Here is a 14,966-nt window from a genome sequence, read left to right on the forward strand (position 1 = left end):
AGAAAGCATCCGCAGGCCCTCTGAGGGTGTGCAATCAGAGTTGCCGGGAGACAGCCTCAGCCAGGAAGAAACTCACCAGAAGAAGTTTGCGTCACCTTCCGATTCATTCTTCTCCCCACGTGCCGGCCTCAGCACTCTCGGATCACTGACTGTCACCATGTCCACCCCTGCCCTCTCGACTATCCTCAACGCTTCTTCATCCCGGACGGTCCAACATCCAACCTTGATGCCACGGGCCTGAAGAGTCATAATCATCGAGATTTCCAGTGCCTTCACTGAGGGAAGGAATGCGGCTGCGTTGGCTTCTCCCAGTTCCTCAAAAATCTCCAAATCAAATATTCGTGCTGGCTCCCGGAGCACACCCAGTCGGATCTTCGGTACGCGGGCAGCAAGTTCGCTGAGAATAATGTCGTGGAAGCTGATGCAGAGCACCCTCTCAAGGTCTTCTGGTCTAAATTCAAATAGCTCCGCAAGTGCCGGCACCGCTCCTGCCGCTTTCACCTCAACTTGGAGGGGAAGACTCACTTCCTCGAGGACCTCTTCAAGGGTGGGAATTCTGCTGCCATCCTGGAGGGTGATCGCCTTGATCTCTGACAGGGTCAGGGAAGCGATCGGAGAATCCAGATATGGGGAGTCGGCACTTCCGACTCTGACAGCCGTAGTGTCATGAATGACAACGATTTTGTTATCCCGGGAAGCGTGGACGTCAAGCTCAATGGCATCAGCCCCAAGGGCTTCGGCCATCCGAAAACTTTCGAGGCTGTTCTCCAGCGCCAGGTCCTCCGCACCGCGATGCGCGACAATCTTCATCTTCTCTGACTCCATTTCCAGGGCGGATATCTGCTGATGAAGATAACAGCGGGGAACCTGGCCCGCTGGAAAAGAACTCATTTTATACAGAAGAAACCTTTCCGGAGACTTCATCAATGGCTCTTTCGACCCGGGGAGAGAGATCCCTGCCGGCGGTCTGCCTGCAGCTCAATCAAGCGCTTCTCGACGCCCGTGTTTCCTGCGCTCCCGCATCGAAACTCCCCTGTTTGTGGTGGTTCTGTAGTGGTCGGCCCCACCATCTACCTGCCCCACCATCCAGGCCAGACACCCCATAACGTCACATGACGAAACCCCCACCACACCCAACCACCCTCTGGGCAACACAAAAAGAGGTAGGCCCCGGGAAGAGAAACCATGTTCTCTTCCCGGGGCCTACCCCTTATTTTTTCTTGCATGAAGTTAAAGGTTGGCAGCGACCTACTCTCCCACACCCTCCCAGGTGCAGTACCATCAGCGCGAACGGGCTTAGCTTCCGGGTTCGGAAAGGGACCGGGCGTGACCCCGCCGCAATAAACCACCAACACACTCAAACAACACGAACCAACCACACCCCACGGTGGGGTGCGTGTCGTGTCAGACACTGCACAGTGGACGCGAAGCAACCCTCAAGATCACTCGTTACAAGTTACGCACAACCACCAACCCCAAGGGCCAGCAGATATATGTGTGTTATCGGTAAATTAGTACCGGTCACCTCCACACCTTACGATGCGTCCAGATCCGGCCTATCAACCCCATAATCTATAGGGAACCTCAAAAGAAACCTCATCTCAAAACAGGCTTCCCGCTTAGATGCTTTCAGCGGTTATCCCTCCCGTACGTAGCCAACCAGCCCTGCCCCTGGCGGAACAACTGGCACACTAGAGGTACGTCCGTCCCGGTCCTCTCGTACTAGGGACAGCCTTCTTCAAGTTTCAACGCGCACGGCGGATAGAGACCGAACTGTCTCACGACGTTCTAAACCCAGCTCGCGTGCCGCTTTAATGGGCGAACAGCCCAACCCTTGGGACCTACTCCAGCCCCAGGATGCGACGAGCCGACATCGAGGTGCCAAACCATCCCGTCGATATGGACTCTTGGGGAAGATCAGCCTGTTATCCCCGGGGTACCTTTTATCCGTTGAGCGACACCACATCCACAAGTAGGTGCCGGATCACTAGTCCCGACTTTCGTCCCTGTTCGAGCTGTCACTCTCACAGTCAAGCTCCCTTGTGCACTTACACTCACCACCTGATTACCAACCAGGCTGAGGAAACCTTTGGGCGCCTCCGTTACCATTTAGGAGGCAACCGCCCCAGTTAAACTACCCACCAGGCACTGTCCCCAACCCAGATCATGGGCCAAAGTTAGATGTTCAATCCGATCAGAGTGGTATTTCAACAACGACTCCCACACAACTAGCGTCATGTGATCTAAGTCTCCCACCTATCCTACACAAACCGAACCGAACACCAATACCAAGCTATAGTGAAGGTCCCGGGGTCTTTTCGTCCTGCCGCGCGTAACGAGCATCTTTACTCGTACTGCAATTTCACCGGGCCTGTGGTTGAGACAGCAGGGAAGTCGTTACGCCATTCGTGCAGGTCGGAACTTACCCGACAAGGAATTTCGCTACCTTAGGATGGTTATAGTTACCACCGCCGTTTACTGGGGCTTAAATTCTCAGCTTCGCCCATAAATGAGCTAACCGGTCCTCTTAACCTTCCAGCACCGGGCAGGCGTCAGTCCGTATACCTCAACTTAAACGTTTTCGCACGGACCTGTGTTTTTAATAAACAGTCGCTTCCCTCTATTCTCTGCGACCACAACCAGCTCAAGGTGTAAAACCCGTCACCAGCCATGGCCCCCCTTCTCCCGAAGTTACGGGGGCATTTTGCCGAGTTCCTTAACCACAGTTCACCCGAACGCCTTAGTATTCTCTACCTGACTACCTGTGTCGGTTTAGGGTACGGGCCGAATGTGCACTCGCTAGAGGCTTTTCTCGACAGTACAGGATCACCAACATCACCCCGAAGGGCTACGCATCACGCCTCACACACCTGGGCCGGCGGATTTACCTACCAACCCGTGCTACACGCTTACACCACAATCCAATAAGTGGCTCGGCTACCTCACTGCGTCACCCCATCACTTAGCTACTACCAGCTCAGGCTCCACGCACGCCCCGACAGACACCATCAAAGATGACATCCGAAGGATTATGGGTGGTTAGTATCACTGATTCACCATGGGCGCACACACTCGGGTACGGGAATATCAACCCGTTATCCATCGACTACGCCTGACGGCCTCGCCTTAGGCCCCGACTCACCCTGGGAAGACGAACTTGACCCAGGAACCCTTAGTCATCCGGCGGATGAGATTCTCACTCATCAATTCGTTACTCATGCCTGCATTCTCACTCGCACACAGTCCACACCCGGTCACCCAAGCGCTTCACCCCGTGCACGACGCTCCCCTACCCAATAATATAAATATCATTGCCGCGGCTTCGGCGGTGTACTTGAGCCCCACTACATTGTCGGCGCAGAACCACTCGACCAGTGAGCTATTACGCACTCTTTCAAGGATGGCTGCTTCTAAGCCAACCTCCTGGCTGTCTTCGCGATCCCACATCCTTTTCCACTTAGTACACCCTTAGGGGCCTTAACCGGCGATCTGGGCTGTTTCCCTCTCGACTATGAAGCTTATCCCCCACAGTCTCACTGCTGCGCTAACTTAAACCGGCATTCGGAGTTTGGCTGACATTGCTAAGATTGTAGTCCCGCTCAACCAACCAGTAGCTCTACCTCCGGCAAGCACCACACAACGCTGCACCTAAATGCATTTCGGGGAGAACCAGCTATCACGGAGTTTGATTGGCCTTTCACCCCTACCCACAACTCATCCCCTCAGTTTTCAACCTAAGTGGGTTCGCGCCTCCACGACGTCTTACCATCGCTTCACACTGGCCATGGGTAGATCACCCCGCTTCGGGTCCAGGACATGCCACTAAAACACACTAGTTAGTATTCGCTTTCGCTACGACTACCCCACTCAACGGGTTAACCTCGCGACATGCCGCTGACTCGCAGGCTCATTCTTCAAAAGGCACGCCATCACCTATTACAGCTCTGACGGATTGTAAGCACACGGTTTCAGGTACTATTTCACTCCCCTCCCGGGGTACTTTTCACCATTCCCTCACGGTACTAATCCGCTATCGGTCATACTGAGTATTCAGGCTTACCGGGTGGTCCCGGCAGATTCACAGCAGATTCCACGAGCCCGCTGCTACTCGGGACATAAACAACAAGAAACACAGTGTCTTCACGTACGGGACTCTCACCCTCTCCGGCAGGTCATCCCAAACCACTTCCGCTAACACCGTGCACCCTGCGCCCGGCTGGTAGACCAGACACGCTTAAATCCCACAACCCCCACAATGCAACCCCTACCAGGTATCACACATCACAGGTTTAGCCACTAATCCATTTTCGCTCGCCGCTACTCACGGAATCACTATTGTTTTCTTTTCCTGCGGGTACTGAGATGTTTCACTTCCCCGCGTAACCCCCACAACCACTATGAATTCATGGAAGGGTGACCGCCCATAACGACAGCCGGGTTTCCCCATTCGGACATCCTCGGATCAACGCTTAGTTGGCAACTCCCCGAGGCATAACGCAGCCTCTCACGTCCTTCATCGGCTCAGTATGCCAAGGCATCCACCGTGTGCCCTTAAAAAACACACACAAAACTTCTATCACGACAAGGTCGCGATGAAATTGCTTACTTACAACAAGAATAAAGATGCTCGCGTCCACTATACAGTTCTCACACAACACACCACCCACCACCACACACCCCACCCGAAGACGAGACACCTGATACGTAGATGATCAGTCACGGAACAAAAATGTTGTCCCAGACACCCAACAGCATGCCACCCCACCACCGTCAGACAGTGAGTTATCTTTTGCTCATCGACCACGCATCCAAGCGTGGGGAATCATATCCACCCGATTAAAATGCCGGCGGGCCAACAAACGTGACCACCAACCGGTGTACCCCACCCACACAGTGGATGAAAGGATTTTCTAAAGCTCCTTAGAAAGGAGGTGATCCAGCCGCACCTTCCGGTACGGCTACCTTGTTACGACTTCGTCCCAATCGCCGATCCCACCTTCGACAGCTCCCCCCTTACGGTTGGGCCACTGGCTTCGGGTGTTACCAACTTTCATGACGTGACGGGCGGTGTGTACAAGGCCCGGGAACGTATTCACCGCAGCGTTGCTGATCTGCGATTACTAGCGACTCCGACTTCATGGGGTCGAGTTGCAGACCCCAATCCGAACTGAGGCCGGCTTTGAAGGATTAGCTTACCCTCACGGGTTCGCGACCTGCTGTACCGACCATTGTAGCATGTGTGAAGCCCTGGACATAAGGGGCATGATGATTTGACGTCATCCCCACCTTCCTCCGAGTTGACCCCGGCAGTTTCTCATGAGTCCCCACCATAACGTGCTGGCAACATAAGACAAGGGTTGCGCTCGTTGCGGGACTTAACCCAACATCTCACGACACGAGCTGACGACAACCATGCACCACCTGTGAACCAGCCACAAGGGAAGACGTATCTCTACGCCGATCTGGTCCATGTCAAGCCCAGGTAAGGTTCTTCGCGTTGCATCGAATTAATCCACATGCTCCGCCGCTTGTGCGGGCCCCCGTCAATTCCTTTGAGTTTTAGCCTTGCGGCCGTACTCCCCAGGCGGGGCGCTTAATGCGTTAGCTACGGCACAGAAGACGTGGAAGTCCCCTACACCTAGCGCCCACCGTTTACGGCATGGACTACCAGGGTATCTAATCCTGTTCGCTACCCATGCTTTCGCTCCTCAGCGTCAGTTACTGCCCAGAGACCTGCCTTCGCCATTGGTGTTCCTCCTGATATCTGCGCATATCACCGCTACACCAGGAATTCCAGTCTCCCCTACAGCACTCAAGTTATGCCCGTATCGCCTGCACGCCCGGAGTTAAGCCCCGGAATTTCACAGACGACGCGACAAACCACCTACGAGCTCTTTACGCCCAGTAATTCCGGACAACGCTCGCACCCTACGTATTACCGCGGCTGCTGGCACGTAGTTAGCCGGTGCTTCTTATCCAGGTACCGTCACCTTGCGGCTTCGTCCCTGGCGAAAGGAGTTTACAACCCGAAGGCCTTCATCCCCCACGCGGCGTCGCTGCATCAGGCTTCCGCCCATTGTGCAATATTCCCCACTGCTGCCTCCCGTAGGAGTCTGGGCCGTATCTCAGTCCCAATGTGGCCGTCCACCCTCTCAGGCCGGCTACCCGTCGACGCCTTGGTAGGCCATTACCCCACCAACAAGCTGATAGGCCGCGAGCTCATCCCACACCGAAAAATCTTTCCACCACACCTCCACGATGCGGTCCTATCCGGTATTAGACCCAGTTTCCCAGGCTTATCCCGAAGTGCGGGGCAGATCACCCACGTGTTACTCACCCGTTCGCCACTCGAGTACCCCCGAAGGGGCCTTTCCGTTCGACTTGCATGTGTTAAGCACGCCGCCAGCGTTCGTCCTGAGCCAGGATCAAACTCTCCATAAAAGACAACCAACACCCCGAAGGACGCCGATCAATCAGACTGAAAAGCCCGACAACCTGACAAACAAACCACGACCCACCCCCCACAAAGAGGAACAGGCCACTGGCAATTCATCCAAAAAATTACTGATCAACCATCAGACCCCCCCTTCCCTGACGGGGAAAAACAAACGGGGATCCGACATAAAAACTTAGTCAACCATACCGACTGACCCCACCCCGAAAGATGCGGCCCATGATTTACAGTGCAAGCAACGATCTCTCACACCCGGTATGACCCGACCCACCACACCCAAACCGGATGCAGGCAGGCCACGACAAACAAAAAATAAAATGGCACACTATTGAGTTCTCACACAACACAACCACACCACCCACACCCACCACCACACAGTGACAGTCAATGAGGATCCCTGCAGCTCGTTAATTATCCCGCCAACGAAGAATGTTTTCCTACCGCCACACGAGGAACACACTGTGCTCCGGGGCGTTGTCGGTCTCGCTGACTCACATAAAGTTACACACCCACCCGAGAAAACACAAAACCACTGGTCAAGGCACTGTCTTGGGATGGCCGATGAACGGGAGGTGTCGAGAGGGGAAACCTGCCGTGCACACTCCAGGGCCCGGAAGGGCTGCAGCGTCGATAAGCAAGTTTGAACAGATACCCCGACCTTTGCCACGACACCGAGCACTGCCGACAGTGATCGGTTTGAAATGTTTCATGTGAAACATTGCAGACCAACCCCAGTTAACGACCCCCTCGGCTCCAATAATCGATATCGATGCCCCAATGCCAATAGAGCAGTCAGATAAACAACTGGTTTCTCAGGGGAAGGCGGAAGGATTGATCTCAGTATTCAGTGGAAGCCTCATCGACACCTGGGGATCACCCTGGGATGAACTGCCACTTAGTCCGTTGCCGCACTGGTGGCCAAGATGAACACTGGAAAGTCCTCACCTTCGGGATAGTTCTGCGCAAGACATTCAAGCTGGGCGCATATCTCACTGTCAGCGAACTCACCTGACTGCCAGTAGGTATGGATTGAGCTGTTCATGCCATCACCGCACCGGCACCCCGTGGTGGGACCTCCCCGAGAAATTCCACCCCCCGGCAAACGGTAAGGACGCGTAACAGTCACTTCAGAACAACTGGCACCTGAGACGCCTGATCCAGCAGGCTCTGCGCACCGATGTGAGAGCTGCCGGACAGATCCGCTGGAGATGTCAAGGGGAGGCCGCAGTCCAGCACATACCAACACGCGGTGACTTTAACGAGGCATAAGTGACTGAATGGCCAGCGATCCGATGCTTCCCGAAGGGTGGGCGACATGGGGACAGCGCCCTGCACCCGAAATTCGATGATCGAAAACCTCAGCAGAAAATAGACCAGCTGGTAGTTCGCCCACCCCTTGATGCAGGCACCAACCTGGGGCACACCATGATGAAACGAAATTCTGCGAGAATAGGAAGCGGCGGGGCACAGACGCCCGCCATAAAGAACTCACCGTTATAGATCGAGAAGAAACTACCCCAGGGGATATCGTCCGCTAACTAGATCGCAGGAGAAGACATCCACCCTATTAACTACGATGCCTCCCCCACTTCGCACCTTGTAGCTTCCACAGCCATCCCAGTCTCATTCCTCGAGATTTTCCACTACCCGAGAATCAGTTCTGGCATCACACCCCCACCCGGACTCCAACTCGGTCTTGCACCAGTCAGCGGAAATTCTCAATAACGATAAACCTCGAAACCGAGACGGATATTTGGGCGCTTTCCGATTTCAGAAAGTGGAATGAAGTTCTCCCAGCGCTATCCCGGAAGGTTTCTTGGAGGCCTCTGGTGAGGAAGACGAAAGGGATGCATTGAATCTGAAGAGGTCTCCCCAATTCTAGTGACCTGATTACCCACCCATCGACGGTCCATAGCCATCCTGGATCTCTGCGCACGCTCCCCCGTGACCGCTCTCAATTCACATTGAAAACCTGGCGGTCCACTTGTCAGATCCACAAATGTTTCACGTGAAACTCGCCTACATTTTCCTCTCTACTCTGCAGGGAATTCCATCGGGATTCCCCTCGGCATGGGGGACAAGTTTGAGTGGCGCCCTGAAAGAACCAGAGCGACTCCCCACCCCCCTCCCCCACGAGTACCCGTCTTAACCTCGACCACACTTCCCAGGGGTATTCGGCGCTACACAATCGGGCCAGCTCTGCCCCACCCCAGGTTTTAGACCTGCTGGTTTTAATAATTCTTTATGGGCTGGTCGATCTCAGTGTCCTTCCCGGACCCAAAGAGCACCAGCGGTGCTGGGGATCAGCAGTCTGGGGTCGAAGAAATTCCTCTCAGCGGACTCCACATCCCTGGCGCACAAGGATCGACGGGCACCCGATATCTCCATTTCTGGGTTGGATGCTGGAAGGCCCGCGGGATAATCAATGCACTCCTGGCCGGAGTGCCTAAGAACGGTTGGACTGCCGGGGTCACCCAGGCACACCGCTTCCTTGCCTGAGCGTTCCAGCAGCACTCAGACAGGCTCCACGGCATCTAGATCGAGGCCAGTGGATAAGCGATCACCGGATCATGTCTCGACCACTTGGCTGGCGGCAGGGCCTGTCCCGTAGCCGGGGAGAGAACCGTGCCGTCTCCATCCGGTGAATTCACACTCGGGAAATGGGATCTGAGATGAGCCCCCTGATCGGCAAAATCTCCAGCCCAGGATCTCACCGCCCCGCTGGCAGTCACGGGTGCCAGTTATAGGAATGCCAATGTGTTCCTTAGCGCTTTAACCAAGCTGGGAACCGAGTACATCATTCAGGTTAAATCCACCATGAGTCCATCTCGCGAGCGGGTCGTAGGAAATCCCACCCACCCCAGGGGGCCGGCCTGTCCAGCCCGGTTCTAGGGCGAGGCGCTGTCAAGGGATACGGCCCGACTAAACAGTTCGAGCACCTCACTGACCTACGACTAACCGCGGACAAGGCCCGCCAGCACCGTTACTGACTGAGTACCTCGCAAGCATCAGGAAAACTGAGGAGCTACTGGCTGTTGATCCTGTCCACCGACACCTCATCGAGCATCTGGAGCGGTGAGGGAAGGCCTGTCAACACATTGATCAATATCTACCGAGAGCTCAAACATGGTTTGTGTCTGGGCTAACTCCAGGGATCTCACTGATCTAACTGTGGACACCACGCCATCGTGGTCGCGGCAGGACATCTTTCCCCTACGGCAATATCCCGATCAACAACCTCGCCTCCAGAGCTCATAAACCACATAAGACTTCCCAGGGAATTAGGGCAAGACGATGGATAGCCCTCATGAGCATCCCGCTCTCGGGCGCCCCGATCCGGCTGTTCTGCATCTCCGACTTTGGCCATGATCAAGGGCCTAGTTGCCCACAACCGATTGCTTACCGCAGAACCCTCCCCCAGGCCATATTTTGCGACTTCATCTCGATGGAGCATCCCTCTGAGAGTCAGACAGTTCCGCCCTCCACCGTTACCCGTCTCGGCCGGACTGGTCTTCACATTCAGGATCCCTTTCATCATTCAGGTAGATGAATTAGTACTGCGTCAGGCAACCTTTGCCCTTTTAATGATGCCGGCTCGGGTGATGACTTTCCGGAGGATCAGACCGGTGGTGTGGGTATTACGCCAGGCGATGTAACGACGGATCATCCGCGCCGACTCCCGGTAGCTGGCAAAGTCGGTGCCACCCAGCACGAAGTAGCGCAACCCGGTGAACTGCGCCTTGATCCGGTTCAGCCAGGAACCTGAGAGCGGCGTGTAGGCGGATTCCACGTTATTGGCCTCCGCCCAGTCCCCGACCCGACTATCGACCTGGGTCGAGCGGTGCGGGGAGAAATTATCCAGCACAATCCCGATCCACACCTGTGATGGGTGCAGAGAACGTAGATAACGGCGAAACGCGAGGAACTGCGTCCGGGTCTTGGCTGGTTTGATGTGGCCGTAGAGCAGGCCAGTGGACAGATCAAAAGCGGTCAGCAGGTGACATACCCCTGCGGGCGGGTGTAGGTCGCTCGTCGTCGACGACACCTCGGGATCCTCTCGGCCCGGTACCGTCTTACCGTCGGCGATGGCGTAGAGCTCAAGCACCCGATTCTTTTTGGTCTCAAAGTCAGGGTCGGTCGAGGTTTTCCATGTTTTGACAGCCCGGGAAGGAGCCACCTTCCTCACGCAGCAGCACGCGGAGTCCTTCGTCGGAGATGTCGTCGACCACCCCCTGGTCCATCAGGTGGTGTGCGAGCTTCGCCAGACTCCAGGCGAAAAACGGCAGATCGTGATCGACGGGGCGGGAGAGGGTGATCTTAGTAATCTCGGCCCGTTGGTCGAGGTCGAATTTTCTGGGCCTGCCGCCGGCGTATTTCGGTGTCAGGGTCGGGGAGTCGAAGCAGTCGGTGCTGAAGGCATGGATGACACTACGGACTCGGTCGGGGCTGGTGAAGGTCACCTCGGCGATGGCGGTGGGGCCCATGCCCTGGGCGGACAGCAGGATCATCTGGGCGCGGCGCCAGGTCACCACAGGTCCGGTGGTGCGTCGTACGGTGCGGAGTAATCGGTTGCCTTCGTCATTGGTAATCTCCCGGACCCGAACACGGTTCGGCGATAGCAATTCTCCTCAGGGAACAGGGCCGGATGTGATCCTTTAAGCCTGCAACCCCGACCACCGCATGGTCAACCGCTTTCTTTCCTGTCCGAATATGAACAAGACCCGAGGGCCGAGCGGCCCACGGGGAAAAGTTCACAGCCGCAGTACTAAGGTCAGAATTTTATCCCGGGCAGCAATGCTCGAGCTCATGCTTGGACAACTACCGTCATGTGCTGCCCTGGATGCCCCCTGCACCCTTCGTGCCTCACCCCTAACATCCCCGAGTGTGCCGACACAATCTACTGCAGCCGGATAAGAGCCAGCTTCGAGGTGGGAGCTGGAAATCCCCTTCAGTCCCACTCCCCTCCCCCACCAGATCCATCTGTAGAAATAAAATCTCCCATGTTTCACGTGAAACTATGTGAAACATGGGAGCTTTCAACCTTTAAGCACTTCCCCCTTAAATAAACCCCGGGATCTCCCAGACCAAGTCCTGGAAAGCAGTGTTTCTGTCTTTCGGCAAAGCAAGCTGAATGAAAGCAAGCTGAATGAGAGCATCAGGATAAGGAACCATCGCGGACCTCGCGCTGAGTCTGACTCCCGCCGCCACCTCCTGAGCGCCGTTGCCGGCGTCGATCACGTTGACTGCCGTCACGCTCTTCGCTTGCTCCAGGCCGTTCAACGACATATACCGCTTCTGCCGGATCCAGGGATCACGCTGCTCCGCCAAGACCACATCAACCAGGCGGGCCACAGCATCACAGCAATGAAGATAAATTCAACTCGGCCAGACTGATCATCATCCTGACACTCGAACCCCGCCAGCACGGCGCCCTGAACCATCAGAACCACCGGACGGAATTCAACCTTCCACATTTGGTAGACATACCTCGCCAACTCGAGCATGGTCAGCGCCCTGCATCAGGGATGCAGGGCGGTGACGCGCGCGGGTATTTGGTACTGAAGTTCTGGGGATCGGGTACCCACGTTCTGCTCATCGGGTACCGGGGGTAATTAGCTGCGATCCTGTGACCGACGGCTTGCGCACAGTGGACGCGCAAGCCGCATGGTCAACAAAGGAGACCCGCAGATGACCGACTACCGGCCCATTTTGCTGTAGTTGCACGACGGCAGGTCCTACACCCAGATCGCCTCCTACCTGGGATGTTCCCGCCGCACCATCAGTCAAGCCCGAACTGTCCTGGATGCCCAGGGCTTCTCAGCCGCAGACATCAAAGCCCTGAGCACCACCGACCTGGAGATCTTGTTCCCCGATCACCGACGACGCGACCCTGGTAGGTTCGTCCAACCGGATTTCGAGGCCGTCGCCCACCGCCGGAAAACCTGCACACGCATCACCCGCAAAGTCGAGTGGGAACGCTACCGGAAACTTCCCGCCGCACCCGGTCTGGAGTTCTACTCCTACCCGCAGTTTTGCTCTCTGTTCGACGACTACGTCCACGAACATGAGCTGACCACCCAACTCGACCACCTTCCCGGGGAAAACATGCAGGTCGACTGGGCCGGTGAGACGATGACGGTGGTTGATCCGTTGTCGTCGCAGCGCTACCGGGTCTACCTGTTTGTCGCGAGTCTGCCGCACTCCGGGATGATCTACGCCTGCGGATGTCTGGATATGCGGATGCGTAACTGGTTGCAGTCCCACCAGCAGGCCTTCCGCTATTTCGGTGGCGTCCCCAGGGTGGTCATCCCTGATAATGCCACGACCGCGACTTCCCAGGTGGCCCAGGGCACCCGGGTGAGGGATCTGACTGATGAATATTTTAAGTTCAGCACCTACTTCGGTTTCGGTGCCGTCGCCGCGCGTTCCTACACCCCCAAAGACAAAGCTCATGTGGAAAAGAGCGTGGACATCGCTGAGCGCTGGATCATCGAGTACCTGGCCGACCGTAGTTTCTTCAGCCTGGAGGAATGCAACGAGGCAATCGCTGAGCAGGTGGAGTGGATCAACCACCGGGATCAGTTCCGCGGCCGGTCCCAATCGCGGTGGCAGCTGTTTGAGCAGTATGAACGTGATCAGTTGCTGCCGCTACCCGATCATCCCTGGTCCTGGGCCGTGTGGCGTAAGTCCAAGGTGGGGATGAACTACCACATCAGGGTCGACAACCACTTCTACTCCGTGCCCTGGCAGTTGGCGGGGAAAACCGTCGAGACCTGCATCCTGGACGACGCCATCGACATCATCCACGACACCGACATCGTCGCCCGGCACCGGAAAGGCCCCCGCAATTTCCAGTACTCCACCCTGGATGAACACGTGCCACCCTCACATCAGGATCTGCGTACTCGGTGGGACAGGCAACGCATCGAACAGTGGGCGGGAAGTCTAGGAGCTTCTACCTTCGCGGTCATCGAGCAGATGTTTAACGCCAGGAAAGTCGAAGCTCAGGCCTATAATAGCTGCCTTGCGGTGCTGGCACTGTCGAAGGATTTCTCCCGTAGTGAACTCGAGCAGGCCTGCGACGTCATCATCCGCACCCGCCAGGTGCCGTCGGTACGCAGGATCAAAGAGCAGCTGACCGATCATCGCAAACATCCCCCAGTCACGGTAGAACCCACCGACCCCGCAGCGTCGACGACCCCGGGTGTGAGGTTACCCTCGAGTAGTGGACACCCAATGAAGATGGGCCACCGGCCCATCAGTCAAGGATGCCTACCGATATGTCTACGAGGAAGAAGTACACCCCGGAGTACCGGCCAGGTTGCCGCCCGACTGGTCATCGACACCGGCCGGCCGATCGTCCAGGTCGCCCGCGAACTGGGAGTCAACCCAGGACTGTTGGGTCGCTGGGTCAAAGCAGAACGCGAACGCTCTGGTGAGATCCCAGCCACCGAGCTGGAAACTGATGAACGCACCGAACTGGATCGGCTGCGCAAGGAAATCGCCGAACTGAAGATGGACAACGAGTTCCTGGGAAAAGCAGCAGCCTTGCTTGCGTCGAAGCGCAGTCAACCCCACGGCGCGTAAAGAGTTCCTGGCGTCGCTGGTCAAGCCAGCGTTGCTGGTACTAGATGATTTTCTGGCAACGACGGTGTCTGACCATGCGTTGTTCCAGGTCTTCAATCTCCTGGTCGCCCGGGAGAATTCCTCGACGGTGCTGACCAGCCAGCACCAACCAGAGTACTGGTACTCGGTGTTCACGGATTCTGCTGTGGCGGACGCGGTGTTGAGCAGGCTGTCGAATAATGGTCTGCTGCTACGGCTGCGGGGAGAGGATATGCGCACACGTACGGACCTGAACGTGGATCATCCTTATCCCAATACCACGATTCCGAGGCATCTGCGACGCGCAGAACGATAGGAGGGGGTGAAAACAGCGGTACCGGAGGTTCAGACCTGCGGTACCGCTTCACCATATTCCCGGTCCCCGAAACAAGCGCAGGTCAGGGCGGGGGCGAATAAGGACTCTCCCCCGCGGCCGTAGCGCCCAGGAACCCTCCCCTTGATTCCATTCAGCCCCAGGGCCGCCCAGCCACGAAACGCCAGACCATTCGTTGGTTGTGGTGGTTCTGTAGTGGTCGGCCCCACCATCTACCTGCCCCACCATCCAGGCCAGACACCCCATAACGTCACATGACGAAACCCCCACCACACCCAACCACCCTCTGGGCAACACAAAAAGAGGTAGGCCCCGGGAAGAGAAACCATGTTCTCTTCCCGGGGCCTACCCCTTGTTTTTTCTTGCATGAAGTTAAAGGTTGGCAGCGACCTACTCTCCCACACCCTCCCAGGTGCAGTACCATCAGCGCGAACGGGCTTAGCTTCCGGGTTCGGAAAGGGACCGGGCGTGACCCCGCCGCAATAAACCACCAACACACTCAAACAACACGAACCAACCACACCCCACGGTGGGGTGCGTGTCGTGTCAGACACTGCACAGTGGACGCGAAGC

5 protein-coding genes, 4 rRNA genes and 2 pseudogenes are annotated in these 14,966 nt (G+C 56.4%); 3 read left to right on the top strand and 8 right to left on the bottom strand.

Annotated elements, in window-relative coordinates; translation table 11 throughout:
• Positions 1 to 72: 72 nt before the first annotated feature.
• The 7 genes from COCCU_RS13365 to COCCU_RS13390 form a co-directional block, all read right to left on the bottom strand.
• Positions 73 to 924 (bottom strand): glycerophosphodiester phosphodiesterase, encoded by an 852-nt coding sequence (locus tag COCCU_RS13365; RefSeq protein ID WP_231598791.1) that lies wholly within the window; start codon positions 922 to 924, stop codon positions 73 to 75.
• 311 nt (positions 925 to 1,235) lie between these two features.
• A 5S ribosomal RNA gene (gene rrf / locus COCCU_RS13370) occupies positions 1,236 to 1,353 on the bottom strand.
• Between the two features lie 137 nt (positions 1,354 to 1,490).
• Positions 1,491 to 4,565: ribosomal RNA gene (locus COCCU_RS13375) — 23S ribosomal RNA — on the bottom strand.
• A gap of 359 nt (positions 4,566 to 4,924) precedes the next feature.
• Positions 4,925 to 6,441: ribosomal RNA gene (locus COCCU_RS13380) — 16S ribosomal RNA — on the bottom strand.
• Together the 16S, 23S and 5S rRNA genes form the textbook arrangement of a ribosomal RNA operon.
• A gap of 3,575 nt (positions 6,442 to 10,016) precedes the next feature.
• The gene (locus COCCU_RS14760) at positions 10,017 to 10,559 is read right to left on the bottom strand and encodes a transposase (RefSeq protein WP_231598792.1); all 543 of its coding nucleotides are present in this window, start codon (positions 10,557 to 10,559) and stop codon (positions 10,017 to 10,019) included.
• Between the two features lie 22 nt (positions 10,560 to 10,581).
• On the bottom strand, positions 10,582 to 11,076 hold the full coding sequence (locus COCCU_RS14765; protein WP_231598793.1) for a helix-turn-helix domain-containing protein: 495 nt from the start codon (positions 11,074 to 11,076) through the stop codon (positions 10,582 to 10,584).
• A gap of 436 nt (positions 11,077 to 11,512) precedes the next feature.
• Complete coding sequence (locus COCCU_RS13390; protein ID WP_156232226.1) at positions 11,513 to 11,806, bottom strand: hypothetical protein; 294 nt, start codon at positions 11,804 to 11,806, stop codon at positions 11,513 to 11,515.
• 366 nt (positions 11,807 to 12,172) lie between these two features.
• On the opposite strand from COCCU_RS13390, the pseudogene istA reads away from it, so the two are divergent.
• From istA to COCCU_RS13400, 3 genes and pseudogenes are all read left to right on the top strand, one after another.
• A pseudogene (gene istA / locus COCCU_RS14770) lies at positions 12,173 to 13,279 on the top strand (IS21 family transposase); the annotation flags it as partial.
• A gap of 443 nt (positions 13,280 to 13,722) precedes the next feature.
• Positions 13,723 to 14,023: pseudogene (locus COCCU_RS14775) on the top strand (transposase); the annotation flags it as partial.
• Positions 14,007 to 14,375: an ATP-binding protein gene (locus COCCU_RS13400; protein ID WP_156232230.1), complete on the top strand. Its 369-nt coding sequence runs from the start codon at positions 14,007 to 14,009 to the stop codon at positions 14,373 to 14,375. The pseudogene COCCU_RS14775 and the gene COCCU_RS13400, both read left to right, overlap by 17 nt.
• 395 nt (positions 14,376 to 14,770) lie before the next feature.
• On the opposite strand, the gene rrf (COCCU_RS13405) is transcribed toward COCCU_RS13400, so the two are convergent.
• Positions 14,771 to 14,888: ribosomal RNA gene (gene rrf / locus COCCU_RS13405) — 5S ribosomal RNA — on the bottom strand.
• Between the last annotated feature and the right edge of the window lie 78 nt (positions 14,889 to 14,966).

Origin of the sequence: Corynebacterium occultum, from assembly GCF_009734425.1 — a bacterium.
GTDB classification, from domain to species: domain Bacteria; phylum Actinomycetota; class Actinomycetes; order Mycobacteriales; family Mycobacteriaceae; genus Corynebacterium; species Corynebacterium occultum.

Bases quoted from the DNA above. Each gene is read 5' to 3' on its own strand.
- COCCU_RS13365 (WP_231598791.1), bottom strand. From the start codon at position 924: ATGAAGTCTCCGGAAAGGTTTCTTCTGTATAAAATGAGTTCTTTTCCA.